Below are 19,337 nucleotides of genomic sequence, written 5' to 3' on the forward strand. Positions count from 1 at the left end.
CTGTTCCAAGGCGTTTTTTTAGTTTTGACGGGGTACATATCCATTGCTGCGGTAACGGCTGCTTAGGGTTTCGCCCTTACGGCGAGTCACCTTTTTTTGCTTTTCTGTGGGAGCGAGCCTGCTGGCGAAAGCGGTTCTCCAGCCGGCCCAAATTTCCGCTTTTACCCCATCCCTGTGGGAGCTGGCTTGCCAGCGATGGGGTCGGTGAGCCGGCCTGTCTCTGGTTGATTTACGCCGGTGTCAGTGGGTATGAAACGCAACCTGATTGCGCCCCGCAGCTTTCGCCTGATACAGCTGCTGATCGGCGCGTTTGATCAGGGCCGTGTGGTTGTTGTCTGCCGGATCTGCCAGGCCAAGGCCAATACTCACCGTGACGTTGCCGACGCCCGGAAACTGCGCTTCGGCGACTGCCGTGCGAATCTTTTCGGCGACGACTTCCGGGGTGTCGGGTTGCGCGACTTCCGGCAGCAGTACGGCGAACTCTTCGCCGCCGTAGCGGGCGACGAAATCGGTGCTGCGTACGCTGTTCTGGATCAAGGTCGCCAGTTGTTGCAGGACCTCGTCACCGACCGCGTGGCCGTGGCTGTCATTGATGCGTTTGAAGTGGTCGGCATCGATCAGCAGCAGGGCAAACGGGCGTCCGGTGCGTCGGGACAGCAGCGAATACTCAGTGATTTTTTCGTCAAAACGGCGGCGGTTGTAAACGCCGGTCAGGCCGTCGTGAGTGGCCAGGCTCAGCAGCTCGGCGTTGGCCTCGGTGAGTGCGGCGGTGCGTTGCGCCACGGTGGCTTCAAGCGAGGCGTTGGCTTCTTGCAGTTCGCGCTCCTTGCCGAGCAGTGACTGCGTCATTGCGTCGATGGACTGGCCGAGCTGGGCGATTTCCAGCACCGGATGCTGGAGCTGGAACTGTGCGCCGGCCTGGTTGTTTTGCACTTGTTTGGCCGAGCGTGCCAGTTGTTCGATCGGCCGGCTCAGGTACAGCGCCAAGTAATAAGCCACCAGACCGAAAACGATTGCAGCGAAAACGCCGAGGATCAGCAATTCGTATTGCAGCATCCGCGCCGGTTGCAGCGCAGTCTCCAATGGCTGGCGAATGGCGATCGACCATGACAGCGCCGTGCCCGATGGCGTCGGCACTGTGACCATGCTGGTCAGGTAACCGTTGGCCGCCGTCCAGCCCGGCAATATCGAATCGCCGATCGCCAGCTGTTGGCCCATCAGCGCTTCGGGGTAGAGCACCTTGCCATCGTGGTCGACGATCAGCGCCTGGATATCCGGCGCCGAGTTCTTGTGGGAAAACGCCGCCGACTCGACGATGCGCGTCACCCAACTCCAGTGCGCATGTGCGCCCAGCACGCCAATCACCTGCCCTTCGGCATTGTCGATTGGCGCGGCGAAATCGATGAAGCGCAGCGGCTCGCCATTGGGCAGACCCGGCAACAACTTGGCCAGCAACACTGCTTCGTGGGGATCGCCGGTGTATTGCCGGCGCAGGCCGATCTGGAACCACGGGCGTTTCTGTACGGATTGGCCAACCAGCAGATCATTGACCGCCTGGCGCACGTTGCCCTCGGCGTCGGTGACGCCCATCCACGCATATTCGGCGCGCGCCTGGGTGCGCAACTGCATCGACTTGAGGATGGCTGGGTTGTCCAGATCTCCGCGCTCCAGATGCGGCGCGCGACTGAGCAGGTAAACCTCTAGCTGCCGTTCGCGCAGTTGTTCGCCCAATAGCGTCGCCGCCGCGCGCGCCGTGTTCAGCAACGCGTTGCCGCTGGCCTGTTTCATTTGTTCGGTGGCGATGTGACCGACATAAAAGCCGACGCTCAATAACGTCAGCAGGGACAAACCGCCGAACCACAGGGTGAGATGGCTATGCAGACTGGCTTTGAACATGGAGGCGGGTGTCTGTCTTTATTGAAGTGGCGCCATGGTATGCGACATCGCCGACGGCGGGCCAGCGAACGGGTTCAAGTAAATACAAAGAAGATTGATGCCAATGAGCCATCATTTTGGTTAGAATGCGCGCCGCCCGAGAGACGGATCCCGGGCGTTTCCCCATGGAGTTTTACTGTGAAATACCTCAGCAAAGTAGTCGCCGCCGCACTGTTCGGTGTGGTTCTGGCAGGTTGCACCGGCGCCCCGATGAAAACCGCCCATTACGACAGCAACCAATACACCGTGGTTGGCCACAGCGAAGCATCGGCCACCGGCCTGCTGCTGTTTGGCATTATCCCGATCCGCCAGAACAGCCGATTTGTGCGCGCGCAAAACGCGGCCATCCAAGCCAAGGGCGGCGATGCAATGATCAACACGCAGGTTCAGGAAAACTGGTTCTGGGCCTGGGTTCTGACCGGCTACACCACCACCATCTCCGGTGACGTGGTCAAGCTGAAAACCGCGCAATAAGCGACGGCTGAATGCAAAAAAGCCCGGCTGATCAGGCCGGGCTTTTTCATGGGTGTTGCGGTCATGCAGTAGATTCATGCAACGCGGCGCTCGATCAGACGATCAGAGCCACCTTCAGCGACGCGGCGCTCGATCAGACGATCAGAGCCACCTTCAGCGACGCGGCGTTCGAGCAGACGATCCGAACCACCTTCAGCAACGCGGCGTTCGATCAGACGATCCGAACCACCTTCGGCAACACGGCGTTCGATCAGACGATCCGAACCGCCTTCGGCAACGCGACGTTCGAGCAGACGATCCGAACCACCTTCGGCAACACGGCGTTCGAGCAGACGATCCGAACCACCTTCGGCAACGCGGCGTTCGATCAGACGATCCGAACCGCCTTCAGCAACGCGGCGTTCGAGCAGACGATCTGAACCACCTTCGGCAACACGGCGTTCGAGCAGACGGTCCGAACCACCTTCAGCCAGACGGCTTTCGATCAGCTTGTCCGAGCCGCCTTCAGCGACCAGGGTGTGAGCAGGCGTTACTGCAAAAGCGTTAACTGCGAAAACCGAGAAAGCGATGCCGAGAAGGGTTTGGCGTTTCATGATCGTGTGCTCCAGAAAGTTGTTTGTTTGTCTGGAGCCGATGTTACGCCGCGCAGTTTTTATGAGAACTTCATTGACGTGATGGTGAACATCGACGCCGATGATGTTTGCCAGGAGCGTTGATTCAGAGCGCTTTCGCCCGGATGCACAACTCGCCGCTGGCACGAATCAGCGCCAGGTCGTGCAGCAAATCGGCGGCCAGACCGTTGCGGACATCGGCCAGCCATGCTGGGCAATTCGGATCCTGGCGATAGGGCGCGAAGGCGGCGTACTGCTGCAACAAGCGCTTTTGCTGTTCATCCAGGCGCGGGCGGATCTGTTTGCCCAGATCCGGACGCGGTGTGTCCGGTGCAGCACCTGCCGCTTGCCATTGCGCGAGCAGACCGTATTGCACCAGTTTGTTCGCTTCCATCTGTGCGGCGATAAGTTGCGCGACGTCGTCCGGATCGAGTTTGTATTCGGTGGCCAGAGTTCGGGCATTGGCGATGACCTGCGCCTCACGCGGGCTGTCCTGAATAGGCTTGCCGCTGTCCCATTTGGACAACGCAACCAGATCACCGATGCTCAGGCGTTCATTCAAAGTGGCCAGTAGCGGTTTCAACGAAGCAGGCGCCGCTACGGGTGCGGCTGCCTGAGCGTAGGCGGCCGACAGAGCGAGGAGGGAACCAAGCAGAAAATTTGCAACGTTACGCATGAACCGAGCCTCAATAGTACGTGTCGACAGAGTCGCTGATTTACCACAGCCGCAACACTGACACAAAGCGATGCACGGCATTTACACAAATGCAAAACAGACAATCAACACCGTCTGGAAATGTTGATTGCACGCTGCACGCAACTCACCGAAGCTATCGTCAATCAGGCCTGCCGCCGTCGAGATGGACCTCCATTCAATGCATAGCGCCACCTTCGCCAAACCGCTCTGGCAAACCTATCTGCTGTTTCTCGCGCCGATGGTGCTGTCGAACTTCCTGCAATCGATGTCCGGGACGGTCAACAGCATCTACATCGGTCAGATGCTCGGCACCCAAGCGCTTGCGGCCGTATCCGGCATGTTTCCTGTCGTGTTCTTTTTCATCGCCCTGGTCATCGGCCTCGGCGCTGGCGCGGGCGTGTTGATCGGTCAGGCGTGGGGCGCGCGCGAAACGCATATGGTCAAAGCGATTGCCGGAGCGACGTTGCTGCTGGGTGTGTTGATCGGTTTGGTCGCGGCGGTGCTGGGCACGGTGTTTGCGCGACAGGCACTGACGGGGTTGGGCACGCCGGCGGATGTACTCGATGACGCGGTGGACTATGCCCGCGTCATGTTGTGGATTCTGCCATCGCTATTGGTATTCGTGCTGTTCACCCAATTGCTGCGTGGGGTCAGCGATACGCTGTCGCCACTGCTCGCGCTGATCGTCTCCACCGCCGTGGGGCTGGCGCTGACGCCGGCGTTGATTCGCGGCTGGCTGGGTTTGCCGCCATTGGGCATTCAGAGCGCGGCGTATGCCGGGCTGGCGGGGAATCTGTCGGCAATGGCGTGGCTGGCCTGGCGGCTGATTCGCAAGGGCCATCCGCTAGCGCCGGATCGAGAGTTCTTCGCCGCGCTGCGATTGGATCGGGCCATTCTCGGCAAGGTCCTGCGCATCGGCCTGCCCACCGGGGTACAGATGATCGTCCTGTCGTTATCGGAGCTGGTGATCCTGGCACTGGTCAATCAGCACGGCTCGCAAGCGACAGCGGCATATGGCGCAGTAACGCAGATCGTCAACTATGTGCAGTTTCCGGCGCTGTCGATTGCAATCACCGCATCGATCCTTGGTGCCCAGGCAATCGGCGCCGGGCATCTGCAACGCATGGGTCCGATCCTGCGCACCGGGCTGTTGATCAATGTGTGCCTGACCGGTGGCCTGATTGTGCTGGGTTATCTGTTATCGCACTGGTTGCTGGGCCTGTTCCTCACCGAGGACTCGACCCGGGCGATGGCCGAGCACCTGCTGCATATCATGCTCTGGAGCCTGTTGGTATTCGGTTTCCAGGCCATCATCGGCGGGATCATGCGGGCCAGCGGCACGGTACTGGTGCCGGTGGTCATCTCGATTATCTGTGTGGTCGGCGTGCAGCTGCCAGCGGCTTACTGGCTCGACGGGCAGTTCGGTTTGCAGGGTGTGTGGATGGCGTTTCCGGTTGCCTATCTGGGAATGCTGATTTTGCAGACCCTGTATTACAAATTGGTGTGGAAGCATCAGAAGATAGAGCGGTTGATATAGGCGCTGGCATAACAACGGGTTGTTTGCTTAAGTCAACCAAGGCCCTCGACGACACGCCGCCCGGAGAATTCCATGACGTTGCGATTGCTGCTGGTTGCCGCGTTTACATCGTGCGTCATGGTCGGTGCGCAGGCCGCTGAATACAACCGGGTCAACACCAGCGCCAGCCAGATCAGTTTCACCTACAACCAGATGGGCTCGCGAATGTACGGCACCTTCGGCAGATTCGAGGCGACGCTGGACTTCGATACCGACGACCTCGGCAAAGCCCAGACCACGCTGCATATCGATCTCGCCAGCATCGATGCTGGCAGTGAAGACGCCAATACCGAACTGGTGAAACCGGCGTGGTTCGACACCGGGAAATTCCCGCTCGCGGTGTTCAAGTCCAGCCGTTTTACTCAAGTTAACGAGCATCGTTACCAAGTCGCCGGTCAGCTCACGCTCAAGGGCATCACTCGCGAGGTCGAGGTGCCGGTGGAGTTGAAACCGGACAACGCCATCGGCATCTTCGACGGTGAGTTGGTGCTCAATCGAGAGGAGTTCGGCCTCGGCGCAGGGGAGTGGGCCGACAGCGTGGTGTCCAGAGACATCAACATCAAATTCAGAGTGGTGGCGCCACAACAGTGACCGTTCAGTAATATCGGTCCTGTTCCTTCATCGCCTGAATCTGCCAGAACGTCCGGCCGGAAATCAGCAGGAACAGCAGGGCGAGCGTCACGCCGCCGGTCATGATGTAAAAACCTGCGCGATAGCTTTGCAGCTGGCTGGCGATGGCGCTTTTTTCCGGCATCCAGGGCGAGACCAATAGCGCAATCGGGCCATTGACTTCGTACTGGGTGTGTTCGGCGTAGCGTTCGTCGACAAAATCACCTTCATGGAGCTGGCCCAGCTCGTCGGCATAACGATAGTGAATGATTTTGCCATTCTTGTTCATCAGGATCTCTTCCAGCTGCGTGACAGTGCCGTTGGTTTGCGCGCCATTGAAATTCAGCAGCGCATACAGAATGCCTTGATGGCGCGCCATCCCGGCGAGGAGCAAGACCACGCAGCAGGCGACAGTGAGCATGACGACGCGGTTGTAAAGATGATCTTTTGCGGCTTCGCGCGGGTAATACATGGCCCGGTCCTTGGTAGTGAAATGAAGGTGTTCGTTACATCGGCCTTCGACAGCGGATCTTTAAACGGTGGTCTATCGCGGCACGGTATGATGTCGCGGTTCGTCGACGGCTCTGATCATCGGCAACGTTTTTTATCGCCGGAGTTTGCCCATGCCACGCATCACCCACTACACCTCCCCATGCCCGGAAAACGTCAACAGCCAGATCCTGCAAATGGTCGTCGATTACCTGACCGACATCAGTGCTGTCGGCCTCGGCCCGAGCAATCTGCTGTACAACGTTTATCAGTACGCGGTGGGTTACGAGGTGCACCTGTACCTCGAGGCGTTGAACGGCCAGAAGGGCACCGAGGTGGAATTGCTGGTGGCCACTGACGATGAGGATCCAGAGCAAGTCATCGGATTTCTCATCTGTCTGCCGGTGCAGGGCGATTGGGAGGCGTGCAGCGTCGCGTACATGGCGGTGCGTGAAGGTCATCGGCGTCAGGGTGTGGCGCGGGCGATGCTCGCGGACATGGTCGGGCGCTACCCGCATGCGGAACTGGCCTGCAGCATTGGCAAGGTACCGTATTTCGAGGCACTGGGTTTTGAAGTGATCGGCCAGCGCGAAACGCAGGTGCTGATGAGCACGCGGCATTACCGCAGCAACGGCCTGCGCGGGTTCATCGACACCACGCCGATCTATCGCTCGCTGGAAGTGCAGCAGATTCACACCTATCTGCTGCAGAAGAACGGCAAGCGCGCGATGCTCGATGCGGAAAAACAACGCGACCGCCATCTGGACCAGACCAGCCGCCACGTAGAAGAATTTGTCCGTCAGCGCCTGACCCTGCACTGATCGTCGGCCAATCAAAAGCCCTTGCTGCGCATCCCGCGGCAAGGGCTTTTTTGTACCTGCTAACCGAGCTTGACGTTCATGGTGATACGCGCGGTGAAGACTTTTTTACCCTCGCAATCGTGAATGTCGACGTTGACTACCTTGTCGCCATCACTTTGCCAATCCACACCTTCAGCGCTGGCCACGGCGGTGACGTCGGTTTTCGCCTTGGCCAGATATTCCACGGTCATGCCTTTGGGAATCCAGCGCGCGCCGGCCGGGATCGACACGTCGGTCATCATTCCGCCGGCCAGTTCTGCCGCGTTGCACATGGCGATCGCGTGCACCGTGCCGAGGTGGTTGGTGATTTCCTTGCGAAACGGCACTTGCACGGTGGCGGCATTCGGGCGCAACTCGGAAATCAGCGGATTGATGCTGCTGAAGTACGGGGCGAACTGGCAGGCCATTTTGCTGAATGCATCCGGGCCGACGCTGTTGAACACACTGAGAGATTGACTCATGGGAAGCCTCGCTGGGTAGTTTGCAGAATGATGTTCCGTTACAGAATAATGTTCTGTAACGGAACGGTATTCTGTTCACGGTAAATCTGTCAACCTAGGCGCGATTTGTTCACGGGCACGTGACGCCTTTATCAACCTCCGTTTTTGGACCCGAGCAGCATGGACACCGCCGATCTACTGGAACGCAGCTACCCCGGCCGTCGCGCCGAACTCAAACGCGATATCTTTCGCAAGGCCCTGAGCCTGTTCAATGAACAGGGGATCGAAGCCACCACCATCGAAATGATCCGTGCCGAGTGCGACACCAGCGTCGGCGCGATCTATCACCATTTCGGCAACAAGGAAGGGCTGGTCGCGGCGCTGTTTTTCACCGCGCTGGAGGATCAGGCGCGTTTGCGTGATGCGTATCTGGACGCGGCCAGTACCACTGAAGAAGGCGTGCAGGCGCTGGTCTTCAGCTATGTCGACTGGGTCGAGCAACAGCCGCAGTGGGCGCGATTCCAGTACCACGCGCGGTTCGCCGTGACCAAAGGCCCGTTCAAGGACGAGCTGGCCGAGCGCAACAAGACGCGCAACCTGCGTCTGCGCCAATGGCTGACGCAATCGGGTCGCGCCGCCGAACTGCAGGATTTGCCTGCCGAGCTGCTGCCATCGCTGATCATTGGCCAAGCGGACAGCTACTGCCGAGCCTGGCTGGCAGGGCGAGTCAAAGGCAGCCCGAGCGCCTATCGCGAAATGCTCGCGCAAGCGGCATGGCGTTCGATTCGTGCCGAAGGTCTCGCCTAGGACTGAAATACGCAGACAAAAAAGAGCCTCAAAGCTCTTTGATGGGGAGGAAGTAGAGCCCGTGAGGCTCAAGAGGCGTGTGAAGCAAAGCGTGGGCTTGATTGGGGTTCAGAACACCCACGCCTACGCAGCGCCGGATCAATCCAGTCACCGCGTAGCTTCATCCTAGGAGCGTGCAATGGACGACTCAAGTACCGGCAGTCGTCCTTGCACAATGCCGGTTCATGCCGGGCGCGATCCCGGCCAACCGGATTTTTTCAGCGCCGCCAGAAGCGTCTGCCCATCCAGGCCCGGCACCGAATGACCGTTGCCCTCGCTGCTGTCGCTGGCGAGCAGGGCATTGATGATCGCTTCTTCCACGGCTTCGGTCGCGGCCAGAAACAGCTCGCTGATGTGGTCGTTGTTGACCATGCGCAAACCGTCGCAGGTGGCTGCGCGTTTAGCCTCATAAGCGGCAGGCGGGACATGATCATTGCCGGTGGCGAAAGCAATGAAGATGTCGCCGCTGTGGTCTTCGTTACCGCCGCCGGTACGCGCCAGGCCCAGGCTGGCACGCTGTGCCAGGCGCGTGCATTGATGGGGCAGCAGCGGCGCATCAGTCGCCAGGCAAACGACGATCGAGCCCATGCCCGGGTGCGGCAGCGCTGCCCGCAGGAACGGTGAATCCTTCTGTTCCATATAGCGCCCGACCGGGTAACCATCGACGCGTAATTCACTGCGAATGCCGTGGTTGGCCTGCACGATCGCGCCGACGGTCCAACCTCCCTGGGCAGCACTCAGACGTCGCGATGCGGTGCCGATGCCACCCTTGAACTCATGGCAGATCATGCCGCTGCCACCGCCCACCGCACCTTCGACTACCGGCCCATCCACGGCGCCGTTCAGTGCCTCGGCGACATGCTCGGGCTTGACGTGAAAGCCGTTGATGTCATTGAGCAGTCCATCGAAGGTCTCCAGCACCACCGGCATATTCCAGTAAAGCCGCCCGTCATCCGGCTGTTGCTCACGGTCCAGCACAATCAGCGCATCCCGCACCACACCGAGGCTGTGGGTGTTGGTAAAGGCAATCGGACTGGTCAGCAGACCGGCCTCGCGAATCCATTCCAGGCCGGTCGCATCACCGTTGCCATTGAGTACATGCACGCCGGCAAAGCACGGTTGCTGGCTGGTCGAGCCGGGGCGCGGCTCGATCAGCGTGACGCCGGTGCAGATGTCACGGCCGCTGCTGCTGCGACCACGTACATTGCTGTGACCGACGCGCACCCCCGGCACATCGGTGATGGCGTTGAGCGGGCCGGGTTGCATCTGGCCAATCAGGATATCGAGATCACGGGCACGCGGATTCATAACATTCAGTCTCTTCATTGAAAAGCTCGGGCGGCTTACCGCTCGGATAAGGCAGGCAGATTTCTTGCGCGGGTTATTGGCCGTTCTTGACCTTGCTCCACACCCGTGTACGCACGCGTTCGGCGGCTTTGGGCAAGGGTTCGAGGGTGTAGAGCGTGGCCATGGCGGCAGGGGACGGGTAGACCGCCGGGTTGTCGCGAGTTGCTGCTGCCACCAGCGCTGTCGCGGCGCGATTGCCATTCGGGTACGACAGGTGATCACTGACCGGCGCGATCACCTCCGGTCGCAGCAGGTAATCGATAAACGCCAGGCCTTGGGCGCGATTGGGCGCGTCCTTGAGCAGCACCAGAGTGTCGAACCACACCGGCGCGCCTTCCTTGGGCAGGCTGTAGGCGATCTTTACGCCGTTATTGGCCTGCTCGGCGTTGGTCTTGGCTTCGAGCATCGCCCCGGACCAGCCAACCGCCACGCAGATGTTGCCGTTGGACAGATCGCTGATGAACTTCGAGGAGTTGAAGTAGGCGATGTGCGGGCGCAGCTTGAGCAGCAGTGCTTCGGCTTTTTTGTAGTCTTCGGCATTGGTGCTGTTTGGCGGCAAGCCCAGGTAATGCAGGGCGACCGGCAGCATTTCCGACGGCGAATCGAGCATCGCCACGCCGCACTCGCCCAGTTTGGCCAGATTGGCCTCGTTGAACAGCAACTCCCAGGAATCCACCGGCGCTTTGTCACCCAGCGCCGCGCGGACTTTGTCGACGTTATAGCCAATGCCGTTGGTGCCCCACAGGTAAGGCACGGCGTACTGATTGCCCGGATCGTTGACCGCGAGTTTCTTCAGCAGATCGGGGTCGAGGTTTTGCCAGCCTGGCAGTTGATCGCGAGGCAACGGGGCGAGGGCGCCGGCTTTGATCAGGGTCGGCAGGCTGAAGTTGCTCGCCACGACAACGTCGTAGCCGCTGCGGCTGGTCATCAGTTTGCCTTCGAGCACTTCGGCGCTGTCGAAGGTGTCGTACACCGGCCGGATGCCGCTGTCGCGCTGGAAATCATGCAGGGTGTTCGGCCCGATGTAGTCGTACCAGTTGTAGACATGCACGCTCGGCTCGTCTGCCGCCATGGCAACCGAGGAGAGACAAAAACAGGCCAGCAGGCCCGGGTTGATAGATCCACGGTGACGACGCATGATGCGGCACTCCTGGCCTGTCGCAGGCCGGTGATGAACTGGAGTGGTCAGGCTAACGGGCCGGTCACACCAGCCCCATTCCCATCATGGGTTACTCGAAAGGGGTAGTGCGTGGACGCGTTGTTGCAGGAATTGCCGGTGCATCAGGGGCTGGCGCGGGTATTTACCCAGCTCGGGCAGGACAGTTTCTGGCGCGCGCTGGTCGACACCCTGCGCCTGCTGGTGCCGCTGGACAATGCCCTCGTCGCCCTGATGCAGGCCGGCCAGCCGCCGCGTTTGCTGATCGACTTCGACAGCAAGGGCTACGTGGACGACCAGCAGGAGCTGGCCGGTTATACCGCCGGCATGTACCTGCTCGATCCGTTTTATCAAGCCGCCGTCAGCGGGATCAGCGACGGCCTGCACAGCCTGGCGTCCGTTGCGCCGGATCAGTTTCTGCACAGCGAGTACTACCAGAGCTACTTTCGTGCCGTGGTGGGCGAGGATGAATTGCAGTTTCTGATCAACGTCGAAGGCGCGGTACTCAGCTTGTCCCTGGGCCGCTCGACCGCGTTTGGCATGGCCGAGCAGGGTCGCCTGTTGTGCGTACGTGACTGGGTATTGGCGGCGATGCATCGCCACATGCAGTTGCTGCCGCCCCAAGGGCCGGTGGCTGAAGCGGTGGTGGGTGATCTGGCGACGTTGCTGGACCGTTTCGATGCCCGGCTGACCGCGCGCGAGATCGACACGGCGCGCCTGATCCTGCAGGGCTTTTCCAGCAAGGCGATGGCCCAGCAGATGGGGATTTCGCCGGAGACCGTGAAGGTGCATCGACGCAATCTCTATCACAAGCTCAATGTCACCGGGCATGGAGAGTTGTTTGCGCTGGTGCTGCGGCCGACGGTTTTTTGATCAACACAGAACTTGTGTGGGAGCGAGCCTGCTCGCGAAAGCGGTGTATCAGTCAACAAAATTGTTATCTGACACTGCGCTTTCGCGAGCAGGCTCGCTCCCACAGGTGAACTTACGCTGTGTCAGTGGCTGCGCTGGAAGACCAGGGCTTTCAGGCCGCTCTCTGGATCGATATCGGGAAACTCCGGCGGATTGTCCAGCCGTTGCTCGAAGCGCAGGCTCGGCGCTTCCTGGGTCACGCCATCAATGAGAAAGTCGGAACCGAACGACGGGTCGTTCATGCACGCCAGCACCGTGCCTTGCGCGGTCAACAGTTCCGGCAAGCGGCGCAACACCCGTTGATAATCCTTGGTCAGCAAAAAGCTGCCTTTCTGAAACGACGGCGGGTCGATGATCACCAGATCGTACGGGCCGCTGTTGATCACCTTGCCCCAGGATTTGAACAGGTCGTGACCGAGAAAGCTGACCTTGCTCAGGTCATGGCCGTTCAGGCGGTGATTGTCGCGTCCACGGCTCAGCGCGGCGCGGGACATATCAAGGTTGACCACATGGCTGGCGCCGCCTTCGATTGCCGCCACGGAAAAGCCGCAGGTGTAGGCGAACAGGTTCAACACCCGCTTGCCCGCCGCCTGTTCGCGCACCCAGTTGCGGCCGTAGCGCATGTCGAGAAACAGCCCGGTGTTCTGCTTGCGTCCCAGGTCGACGCGGTACTGCAAGCCACCCTCGACGATGGTCATTTCTTCGATTTCCTCACCGATCAGCCATTCGGCCGTGCTTTGCGGCAGATAACGGTGCTGGATCAGCAAAGTGTGCGCGCCGGCTTGCTGCCATTCGGCCGAGGCGGCGAGTTGCAGCAGCGAATCCCGCAGATCCTGCAGTTGCTCAGGCGCCGGTTCCTTGAACAGCGACACCAGCACCACGCCCTGCAACCAGTCCACGGTCAACTGCTCCAGGCCCGGCCAGCAGCGTCCGCGCCCGTGAAACAAACGACGGGTTTCGCTGGGTGCCGCCGCCAGTGCAGGCAGCAAATTGGCGTGGAGGGTGGCGAGGGCTTCAGGATTCATGGATTACGGTTCGGCCGTTCAAAGGGCCGGCATTTTAACCACAAATGAAGGTTTTCGACGGGCGCTGCGCTTCGAAAAACAACACCTTGGCGAAATCTGCTGTATCAAAAGTGAATTTCTACAAGGCGCGCTGCTCATACCTGATAAGCAGCGGATTCAAAACCGCTTATCAAAAATGTAATTCGGGGGAGTGCTGTTCATGTGCCCTACACCTACGTCGAGCGCGCACCTTCCTGGCGGGTTGATTCTGATTGTCGAGGACGATCCGTTGATTCTGGAGTTTCTCTGCGAAATTCTCCAGGAGGAAGGGTTCAAGGTCGAACCGCAAACCAGCGCCGACGCCGCCTCACTGTATCTGGAAAAACATGCAGCCGACGTTGCGCTGCTGCTGACCGACATCACCATGCCCGGCACGCTTAACGGCGCGGACCTGGCCAATCTGTTCGGCGACCGCTGGCCGGAGAAACCGGTGATGGTCATGTCCGGCTATGAAACGCCCGAGACCTCCGGGGTCAAGCACTCGGTGGCGTTCATCAAGAAGCCGTGGGCGATCGGACAGTTGCTCGATTGTGTGGAAAGTGCGTTCAAATCCAAGGCGCCGCAGTTGCACTGACAAGTGCTACATTGCCGGGCCAGGCTGCCTGGCCAACTGTCAGAGGATTTGCTCTCTTGTCTGCACAAGCATCGGTTTTTGATCGCGCGTTCGGCGCGTTCCTGTTCGACATGGATGGCACCGTCCTCAACTCCATCGCCGCCGCCGAGCGCATCTGGTCAGCGTGGGCGGTGCGCCATGGCGTTGATGTCGCGACGTTCCTGCCGACCATCCATGGCGCGCGTGCGATCGACACGATCACCCGGCTGAGTCTGCCGGGCGTGGATGCCGAGCAACAAGCAGCGTTCATCACCGCAGCGGAAATCAATGACGTTGAAGGCATTGTCGAGATCCCTGCGGCGGCAGCCTTTCTCAACGCGCTGCCGAAAAATCGTTGGGCGATGGTGACGTCGGCGCCTCGCGATCTGGCGTTGCGGCGGATGGCGGCTGCGGGGATTCCGGAGCCGGCGGTGATGATCACGGCGGAAGATGTAAAGGCTGGCAAGCCTGATCCCTCCGGTTATCTTTTGGCAGCGAAAAAGCTTGGCGTTGAACCGGCGGACTGTCTGATTTTTGAAGACGCCACGGTTGGCATTCAGGCTGCGGAAGCGGCGGGCGCTGCACTGATGATCATCACCACCACGCACCAGCACCCGATCGAAACGGCGCATGCGACGTTGGCCAGTTACGATGCGATCGGCGTCAGGGTCGGCGCCGATGGTCTGCTTCGTCTGACGGAAATCTGATCTGTTCCGAAATGCCCCTCACCCTAGCCCTCTCCCGGAGGGAGAGGGGACTGACCGGGGGATATTCAGGTAATACGCCGACGTGAAAGGTCTTCTCTGAATCCATAATCGCTATGGTCTTTCAGGTCGAGGGCAAACTCAGCACAACTCGATAGGTTCCCTCTCCCCCGGGAGAGGGCTAGGGTGAGGGGCTACGGTCTGCCAGACACAGGGGAGCGTCGATCAAACCACATCCCCGTCACCGGTCGGCAGCTCAACCATGCCGGCAATATCGCAACTACGCTGATCCATGCTTGTGAAATCGTCGCCAAAGTCGAGCGCGGTGGAACTCCTTGCTAATGAGGTAAACGCATGAAGATCGATCTGAGTGGAAAACTGGCCATTGTCAGCGGCAGTACCGGCGGCATCGGTCTGGGCATCAGCCAGTCGTTGGCCGAAGCCGGGGCGACGGTGGTGGTCATCGGTCGTGACACGGCCAAGGTCGAGCAGGCGCTGGCGAGCATTCGCCAAGCGGTGCCCCGCGCGCAGTTGCGTGGTGTTACCGCCGATCTGGGCACGGCCGAGGGCGCGGAAAAGCTTTTCGCCGCCGAGCCGCGCGCGGACATTCTGGTCAACAACCTCGGCATCTTCAACGACGTCGATTTTTTCGAGACTCCCGACAGCGAGTGGACGCGCTTCTATGAGGTCAACGTGATTTCCGGCGTGCGCCTGGCGCGGCATTACGTGCCGGCGATGGTCGAGCAGGGTTGGGGCCGGGTGATCTTTCTGTCATCGGAATCCGGGGTGGCGACGCCGGCTGACATGCTCAATTACGGCGTGACCAAAAGCGCCAACCTCGCGGTGTCCCACGGCCTGGCCAAACGTCTGGCTGGCACCGGGGTCACGGTCAATGCGATCCTGCCGGGGCCGACTTTCACCGACGGCCTGCAAGACATGCTCAGAGACGCGGCCGCCGAACCCGGGCGCGACGTGCGCGACGAAGCCGACGCCTTTGTGCGCAGGGCCCGTCCGACTTCGATCATCCAGCGCGTGGCGGATGTTTCGGAAGTGGCGCATCTGGTCACGTACATTGCTTCACCGCTGTCCTCGGCCACCACGGGCGCAGCGTTGCGCGTCGATGGCGGTGTGGTCGACAGCCTGACTATCTGAAATTTCCGAAAGAGAGGTTTTATGCCAACAGCATCTGCAACCATCGACATCCCGGCCGCGGCCGATCAGGTCTGGCAATTGATCGGCGGCTTCAACACGCTGCCGGACTGGCTGCCGTTGATTACCAACAGTGAACTGAGCGAAGGCGGGCGCGTACGCACCCTGCAAACCGCTGACGGCGGCGTGGTCGTCGAACGTCTGCAGACCTTCGATAACGCCGCCCGAACCTACAGCTATTCGATTGAACAGGCACCGTTCCCGGCCAGCGATTATCTCGCGACGATCAAGGTTGAAGCCCAAGGGCAGGGCGCGCGGGTGACGTGGTCGGGGCGATTTAATGCGGTCGGCGTGAGCGATGAAGAGGTGGTGGCGTTGTTCAACGGCATCTACCAGGGCGGGCTCGAAGCCTTGCGGGCGAATTACCCAACCTGAGACGCAGATCGTTCCCACGCTCTGCGTGGGAATGCAGCCCGGGACGCTCTGCGTCCCATTTCGAAAGCCGGAACGCGGAGCGTCCCTTGAGGCATTCCCACGCGGAGCGTGGGAACGATCGGCGCGAGACGTCAGGCCTGACTGATCAAACTCTGCCGACAATCCAGCACCAGTTTCGCCCCGCCCAGATCGCTGCTGCCGACTTCAAGACTGAAGCCGTGCAAGCTGACAATCGCCGCAACAATCGACAGTCCCAGACCAAAACCGCTTTGCGGCTGGCCACCCTCGGTGCGGTAAAACCGCTGGAACACCGCCTCACGCTCCGCCTCGGGAATCCCCGGGCCTGAGTCATGAACCTCGATCCGCGTCTTGCCATTGGCATTGACCCCACGCAACATCACCGTGCCGCCGGGCGGGGTGAATTTGATCGAGTTGCTCAGCAGGTTCGCCAACGCTTCGAACAGCAACGCGCGGTCGCCATTGAGCGGCGGCAGCGTCTCCGGCATGTTCAGTTGAAAGCGCAGATCGCCTTCCTCGGCCAGCGGCAGATAGAACTCGTGCAACTCCTCCAGCAAACGCACCGGATCAAGTTCGACGAAACCTGAACGGCGCTGGCGATCTTCCAGTTCGGAAATCCGCAGCAGTCCGCGAAACCGCGCCATCAGCGTGTCCGCCTCAGCCAGTACCAGATCCAGTTGCGCCGCTTCCTGCGAGCCTTCGCCGGCTTGTTGCTGCATGCGATACAACTGCGCGCGCAGGCGAGTCAGCGGTGTGCGCAAGTCGTGGGCAATGTTGTCGCAGACGCCTTTGACCTCGTTCATCAAGCGCTCGATGCGCTCCAGCATGGCGTTGACGATGGCGGCGAGCATGTCCAGCTCATCGCGGCGATTGGACAGCGGCAAGCGGTGCGTCAGGTCGCCGGCAACGATGGCCTGGGCGCTGTTCTGAATCGCGCGGATGCGCTGCAGCGGTCGACGCCGCAGCAGATGCCAACCGGCGACCCCGGGAATAATCGTCAGCGACACGCCCCAGAACAGCGCGTGCAAAATGATCCGCGTCACCGCGAACAGCGAACCGTTGTCACGCAGCAGCACCAGCCAGCGACCGTCGCGAGTCTGGGTGGCCACGGCATCGCAGCTGTCGCTCGGCAGAGTCGGATCGTCGGAATCGGCGCACTCGGCGAGCATGTGGATCTTGCCGTCGAGCGGCAGTCCTTCGGGAATTTGCTGAAGTGCGCCGCCCAGGTAAACGCCGTCAGCGCTGAACAGACCATAGGCGTCGATACCACGAATATCGAAGGTCATGCTGGCCGCGAGCGCGTCTTCGAGTTGCTCGCCGCGAAAATGCGAGAACAGATGCTGGCGTTGCATCAACGAATGTTTGGCCAGTTTGTCGAGGTAGCCGGATACCTCGTAGTACATGACCCCCATGAGGATCGCGCTCCAGGCCACGAACAGCGAGCTGTACAGCGCCAGCAAGCGGCTGCTGGACGAGCGCCAGCCGTCAGACGGGTTCGGCAATGACATAGCCGGAGCCCCGTACCGTGCGGATCAGCGGAACGTTGCCGGCTGCGTCGATCTTTTTGCGCAGACGGCCGATATGCACGTCGATCAGGTTGGTGCCCGGGTCGAAGTGATAACCCCAGACCTCTTCGAAAATCATCATCCGCGAGAGAATCTGGCCGCTGTTGCGCATCAGGAACTCGAGCAGTTTGTATTCGGTGGGCAGCAGCGTCAGCACCTGTCCGGCGCGGCGGGCTTCATGGCTGATCAGGTCGAGTTCGAGGTCGGCGACGTTCAATGTCGTGGCCTGGGTGGCGACGCTGTTTTGCCGGCGCAGCAACACTTCGACCCGCGCAGCCATTTCATCGGTGGCGAACGGTTTGGTCAGGTAGTCATCGCCACCGGCACGCAAACCGCGCACGCGCTCATCGACATCGGAGAGGGCGCTGATCATCAGAATCGGCGTCGCCACGCCCATGGTGCGCAGGGTGGTGACGATGGCCAGACCATCCAGCTCGGGCAGCATGCGGTCGAGGGTGATCAGGTCGTAGTTGCCGCTGACGGCGCGGTCGAGGCCTTCGCGGCCATTGTCGACCCAGTCGACATCCAGCCCGTGGCTGCTCAGTTCGGCAACGATTTCCCGCGCGGTCACGGCGTCGTCTTCGATGGTCAAGATACGAGTCATAGGCAGGCCTGCTGATCGGTTCAAACGGAATGGCAGCATTTTGCCAAGAATTTACCGTGACGCTTTAAATTAACTTTCATCTTCGTGGCGACGGTGAATCGGAACTGATCGGATTTGCCAGTCAGTCATCAATGCAGAAAACCCGCAGGCGCTGACCGTTTATTGCAAATTGCACGGATCAGCGAAGTTCAAACTTTATAACCTCTTGAAAATTAACAGGTTATTTACTTTGTGTAACTGGCACGGTCACTGCAATTCCTCACTTGACGAGTTGTAACACCATTTTTCATGCCTGGAGCAGTACAACAATGAATAGATCCCCTGATGGCTATTATCCTGCCGTGGAAGAGTCGAACAGCGTCTCAGGCGTGTCCTGGGGCGCGATCTTTGCCGGTGCTGCGGCGGCCGCTGCGCTGTCGATGATTCTCGTGCTGCTCGGTTTCGGTCTGGGCTTTTCGGCGGTTTCACCGTGGGCCGGAGAGGGCGTGAGCGCCAAGGGCTTGGGCATTTCGACGATTGTCTGGCTGGCTGTGACGCAGATCATTGCTTCCGGCATGGGCGGCTACATTGCCGGTCGTCTGCGGGTGAAATGGGCGAACATGCACGGTGACGAAGTCTACTTTCGCGACACCGCCCACGGCTTCCTCGCCTGGTGCGTCGCCACACTGGTCACCGCTGTGCTGGTGGTCGGTTCGGTCAGCAGCGTCGTCAGCGGCGGTGTGCAGGCTGGGGCTAACGTCGTCGGCGGTGCTGCCGGTGCCATGAGCCAGGCCGCCGGTTCTGCCGCAACCAATACTGACAGCGATCAGTACGGCTACTTCGTCGACAGCCTGTTCCGTGACGACCGTCCGGCTGCCGTCAGCGATGACGCCGCACGCGGCACCGTGACCCGCATCTTCGCTCAGAGCCTGGCCAACGGTCAGCTCAGCGCCGAAGACCGCACCTACCTCGCACAACTGGTGTCGCAACGTACCAACCTGAGCCAGGCCGATGCTGAACGTCGTGTCGACGAAATCTACGCCAACACCCAGAAAGCCATCGCTGACGCGAAACTGAAAGCCCAGCAAGCTGCCGACACCGCCGCGAAAGTCGCTGCCTACACCTCGCTGTGGATGTTCGTCGCGCTGCTGGCCGGTGCGTTCTTCGCCAGCCTTGCAGCCACCTTCGGCGGTCGTCGTCGCGATGCAGTCGAGTACGTTGAAGTCGACACCTACACCACTACCACTCCGGTCCGTTAAAAAGGAGAGTCACCAT

General features: G+C 60.4%; 22 protein-coding genes. 12 read left to right on the forward strand and 10 right to left on the reverse strand.

Features of this window, described 5'->3' with window-relative positions:
• Nucleotides 1-240: 240 nt before the first annotated feature.
• Nucleotides 241-1,896 (reverse strand): diguanylate cyclase, encoded by a 1,656-nt coding sequence (locus D8U61_RS16375; RefSeq protein ID WP_130927304.1) that lies wholly within the window; start codon nt 1,894-1,896, stop codon nt 241-243.
• Between the two features lie 177 nt (nt 1,897-2,073).
• On the opposite strand from D8U61_RS16375, the gene D8U61_RS16380 reads away from it, so the two are divergent.
• Nucleotides 2,074-2,409, forward strand: coding sequence for a hypothetical protein (locus D8U61_RS16380; RefSeq protein ID WP_024013386.1), 336 nt, complete (start codon nt 2,074-2,076; stop codon nt 2,407-2,409).
• A 74-nt stretch (nt 2,410-2,483) separates the two neighbouring features.
• On the opposite strand, the gene D8U61_RS16385 is transcribed toward D8U61_RS16380, so the two are convergent.
• Both D8U61_RS16385 and D8U61_RS16390 read right to left on the reverse strand, forming a co-directional pair.
• Entirely contained in the window at nt 2,484-3,002 is a 519-nt protein-coding gene (locus tag D8U61_RS16385; RefSeq protein WP_130927305.1) for a phage infection protein, read from the reverse strand.
• A gap of 124 nt (nt 3,003-3,126) precedes the next feature.
• Nucleotides 3,127-3,696 carry a chorismate mutase gene (locus D8U61_RS16390; protein ID WP_130927306.1) on the reverse strand — a complete coding sequence of 190 codons (570 nt, stop codon included), beginning with the start codon at nt 3,694-3,696 and terminating at the stop codon, nt 3,127-3,129.
• Between the two features lie 199 nt (nt 3,697-3,895).
• On the opposite strand from D8U61_RS16390, the gene D8U61_RS16395 reads away from it, so the two are divergent.
• Both D8U61_RS16395 and D8U61_RS16400 read left to right on the forward strand, forming a co-directional pair.
• Nucleotides 3,896-5,254 carry an MATE family efflux transporter gene (locus D8U61_RS16395; RefSeq protein ID WP_130927307.1) on the forward strand — a complete coding sequence of 453 codons (1,359 nt, stop codon included), beginning with the start codon at nt 3,896-3,898 and terminating at the stop codon, nt 5,252-5,254.
• A 72-nt stretch (nt 5,255-5,326) separates the two neighbouring features.
• Nucleotides 5,327-5,884: a YceI family protein gene (locus D8U61_RS16400; protein WP_130888693.1), complete on the forward strand. Its 558-nt coding sequence runs from the start codon at nt 5,327-5,329 to the stop codon at nt 5,882-5,884.
• Between the two features lie 4 nt (nt 5,885-5,888).
• Here D8U61_RS16400 and D8U61_RS16405 read toward each other — a convergent pair whose 3' ends face one another.
• Entirely contained in the window at nt 5,889-6,374 is a 486-nt protein-coding gene (locus D8U61_RS16405; RefSeq protein ID WP_076563476.1) for a DUF3592 domain-containing protein, read from the reverse strand.
• A gap of 151 nt (nt 6,375-6,525) precedes the next feature.
• Here D8U61_RS16405 and D8U61_RS16410 point away from each other — a divergent pair, with 151 nt between their 5' ends.
• Nucleotides 6,526-7,212, forward strand: a complete 687-nt coding sequence (locus D8U61_RS16410; protein WP_125927896.1) for a GNAT family N-acetyltransferase — start codon at nt 6,526-6,528, stop codon at nt 7,210-7,212.
• 59 nt (nt 7,213-7,271) lie between these two features.
• Here the strand turns inward: D8U61_RS16410 and D8U61_RS16415 are convergent, their stop codons facing one another.
• Complete coding sequence (locus D8U61_RS16415; RefSeq protein WP_130927308.1) at nt 7,272-7,712, reverse strand: hotdog fold domain-containing protein; 441 nt, start codon at nt 7,710-7,712, stop codon at nt 7,272-7,274.
• 159 nt (nt 7,713-7,871) lie between these two features.
• Between D8U61_RS16415 and D8U61_RS16420 the strand changes: the two genes are divergently transcribed.
• On the forward strand, nt 7,872-8,498 hold the full coding sequence (locus D8U61_RS16420) for a TetR/AcrR family transcriptional regulator (protein WP_125927894.1): 627 nt from the start codon (nt 7,872-7,874) through the stop codon (nt 8,496-8,498).
• 222 nt (nt 8,499-8,720) lie between these two features.
• Here D8U61_RS16420 and D8U61_RS16425 read toward each other — a convergent pair whose 3' ends face one another.
• Together D8U61_RS16425 and D8U61_RS16430 are read right to left on the reverse strand one after the other, a co-directional pair.
• Entirely contained in the window at nt 8,721-9,845 is a 1,125-nt protein-coding gene (locus tag D8U61_RS16425) for a P1 family peptidase (protein WP_125927891.1), read from the reverse strand.
• Nucleotides 9,846-9,918: 73 nt separating this feature from the next.
• The gene (locus D8U61_RS16430; protein WP_125927889.1) at nt 9,919-11,022 is read right to left on the reverse strand and encodes a polyamine ABC transporter substrate-binding protein; all 1,104 of its coding nucleotides are present in this window, start codon (nt 11,020-11,022) and stop codon (nt 9,919-9,921) included.
• A gap of 111 nt (nt 11,023-11,133) precedes the next feature.
• On the opposite strand from D8U61_RS16430, the gene D8U61_RS16435 reads away from it, so the two are divergent.
• Complete coding sequence (locus D8U61_RS16435; protein WP_130927309.1) at nt 11,134-11,913, forward strand: helix-turn-helix transcriptional regulator; 780 nt, start codon at nt 11,134-11,136, stop codon at nt 11,911-11,913.
• Between the two features lie 122 nt (nt 11,914-12,035).
• On the opposite strand, the gene D8U61_RS16440 is transcribed toward D8U61_RS16435, so the two are convergent.
• Nucleotides 12,036-12,977 carry a class I SAM-dependent methyltransferase gene (locus D8U61_RS16440; RefSeq protein WP_130927310.1) on the reverse strand — a complete coding sequence of 314 codons (942 nt, stop codon included), beginning with the start codon at nt 12,975-12,977 and terminating at the stop codon, nt 12,036-12,038.
• Between D8U61_RS16440 and D8U61_RS16445 the strand changes: the two genes are divergently transcribed.
• From D8U61_RS16445 to D8U61_RS16465, 5 genes are all read left to right on the forward strand, one after another.
• Nucleotides 12,976-13,158 carry a hypothetical protein gene (locus D8U61_RS16445; RefSeq protein ID WP_122508048.1) on the forward strand — a complete coding sequence of 61 codons (183 nt, stop codon included), beginning with the start codon at nt 12,976-12,978 and terminating at the stop codon, nt 13,156-13,158. The genes D8U61_RS16440 and D8U61_RS16445 overlap by 2 nt on opposite strands.
• An 18-nt stretch (nt 13,159-13,176) precedes the next feature.
• Nucleotides 13,177-13,590 carry a response regulator gene (locus D8U61_RS16450; protein ID WP_024013374.1) on the forward strand — a complete coding sequence of 138 codons (414 nt, stop codon included), beginning with the start codon at nt 13,177-13,179 and terminating at the stop codon, nt 13,588-13,590.
• A 56-nt stretch (nt 13,591-13,646) separates the two neighbouring features.
• A complete protein-coding gene (locus D8U61_RS16455; protein ID WP_130927311.1) occupies nt 13,647-14,315 on the forward strand; it encodes an HAD-IA family hydrolase in 669 nt (222 codons plus the stop codon).
• Nucleotides 14,316-14,666: 351 nt separating this feature from the next.
• Nucleotides 14,667-15,464 (forward strand): SDR family oxidoreductase, encoded by a 798-nt coding sequence (locus tag D8U61_RS16460; protein ID WP_130927312.1) that lies wholly within the window; start codon nt 14,667-14,669, stop codon nt 15,462-15,464.
• A 21-nt stretch (nt 15,465-15,485) separates the two neighbouring features.
• Nucleotides 15,486-15,896 (forward strand): SRPBCC family protein, encoded by a 411-nt coding sequence (locus D8U61_RS16465; protein WP_123442154.1) that lies wholly within the window; start codon nt 15,486-15,488, stop codon nt 15,894-15,896.
• 131 nt (nt 15,897-16,027) lie between these two features.
• On the opposite strand, the gene D8U61_RS16470 is transcribed toward D8U61_RS16465, so the two are convergent.
• Together D8U61_RS16470 and D8U61_RS16475 are read right to left on the reverse strand one after the other, a co-directional pair.
• Entirely contained in the window at nt 16,028-17,422 is a 1,395-nt protein-coding gene (locus D8U61_RS16470; protein ID WP_130927313.1) for a HAMP domain-containing sensor histidine kinase, read from the reverse strand.
• On the reverse strand, nt 17,400-18,083 hold the full coding sequence (locus tag D8U61_RS16475; RefSeq protein ID WP_016775228.1) for a response regulator transcription factor: 684 nt from the start codon (nt 18,081-18,083) through the stop codon (nt 17,400-17,402). Before D8U61_RS16475 ends, D8U61_RS16470 begins: the two co-directional genes overlap by 23 nt.
• 308 nt (nt 18,084-18,391) lie before the next feature.
• Here D8U61_RS16475 and D8U61_RS16480 point away from each other — a divergent pair, with 308 nt between their 5' ends.
• A complete protein-coding gene (locus tag D8U61_RS16480) occupies nt 18,392-19,321 on the forward strand; it encodes a hypothetical protein (protein ID WP_123442156.1) in 930 nt (309 codons plus the stop codon).
• Nucleotides 19,322-19,337: the final 16 nt, after the last annotated feature.

Origin of the sequence: Pseudomonas sp. Sample_14, assembly GCF_004307515.1 — a bacterium.
GTDB classification, from domain to species: domain Bacteria; phylum Pseudomonadota; class Gammaproteobacteria; order Pseudomonadales; family Pseudomonadaceae; genus Aquipseudomonas; species Aquipseudomonas atacamensis.

Coding starts and splice junctions, on each gene's coding strand:
- D8U61_RS16375 (WP_130927304.1), bottom strand. CDS start 1,896: ATGTTCAAAGCCAGTCTGCATAGCCATCTCACCCTGTGGTTCGGCGGT.
- D8U61_RS16385 (WP_130927305.1), bottom strand. CDS start 3,002: ATGAAACGCCAAACCCTTCTCGGCATCGCTTTCTCGGTTTTCGCAGTT.
- D8U61_RS16390 (WP_130927306.1), bottom strand. CDS start 3,696: ATGCGTAACGTTGCAAATTTTCTGCTTGGTTCCCTCCTCGCTCTGTCG.
- D8U61_RS16395 (WP_130927307.1), top strand. CDS start 3,896: ATGCATAGCGCCACCTTCGCCAAACCGCTCTGGCAAACCTATCTGCTG.
- D8U61_RS16400 (WP_130888693.1), top strand. CDS start 5,327: ATGACGTTGCGATTGCTGCTGGTTGCCGCGTTTACATCGTGCGTCATG.
- D8U61_RS16405 (WP_076563476.1), bottom strand. CDS start 6,374: ATGTATTACCCGCGCGAAGCCGCAAAAGATCATCTTTACAACCGCGTC.
- D8U61_RS16410 (WP_125927896.1), top strand. CDS start 6,526: ATGCCACGCATCACCCACTACACCTCCCCATGCCCGGAAAACGTCAAC.
- D8U61_RS16415 (WP_130927308.1), bottom strand. CDS start 7,712: ATGAGTCAATCTCTCAGTGTGTTCAACAGCGTCGGCCCGGATGCATTC.
- D8U61_RS16420 (WP_125927894.1), top strand. CDS start 7,872: ATGGACACCGCCGATCTACTGGAACGCAGCTACCCCGGCCGTCGCGCC.
- D8U61_RS16425 (WP_125927891.1), bottom strand. CDS start 9,845: ATGAATCCGCGTGCCCGTGATCTCGATATCCTGATTGGCCAGATGCAA.
- D8U61_RS16430 (WP_125927889.1), bottom strand. CDS start 11,022: ATGCGTCGTCACCGTGGATCTATCAACCCGGGCCTGCTGGCCTGTTTT.
- D8U61_RS16445 (WP_122508048.1), top strand. CDS start 12,976: ATGGATTACGGTTCGGCCGTTCAAAGGGCCGGCATTTTAACCACAAAT.
- D8U61_RS16440 (WP_130927310.1), bottom strand. CDS start 12,977: ATGAATCCTGAAGCCCTCGCCACCCTCCACGCCAATTTGCTGCCTGCA.
- D8U61_RS16450 (WP_024013374.1), top strand. CDS start 13,177: ATGTGCCCTACACCTACGTCGAGCGCGCACCTTCCTGGCGGGTTGATT.
- D8U61_RS16460 (WP_130927312.1), top strand. CDS start 14,667: ATGAAGATCGATCTGAGTGGAAAACTGGCCATTGTCAGCGGCAGTACC.
- D8U61_RS16465 (WP_123442154.1), top strand. CDS start 15,486: ATGCCAACAGCATCTGCAACCATCGACATCCCGGCCGCGGCCGATCAG.
- D8U61_RS16470 (WP_130927313.1), bottom strand. CDS start 17,422: ATGTCATTGCCGAACCCGTCTGACGGCTGGCGCTCGTCCAGCAGCCGC.
- D8U61_RS16475 (WP_016775228.1), bottom strand. CDS start 18,083: ATGACTCGTATCTTGACCATCGAAGACGACGCCGTGACCGCGCGGGAA.
- D8U61_RS16480 (WP_123442156.1), top strand. CDS start 18,392: ATGAATAGATCCCCTGATGGCTATTATCCTGCCGTGGAAGAGTCGAAC.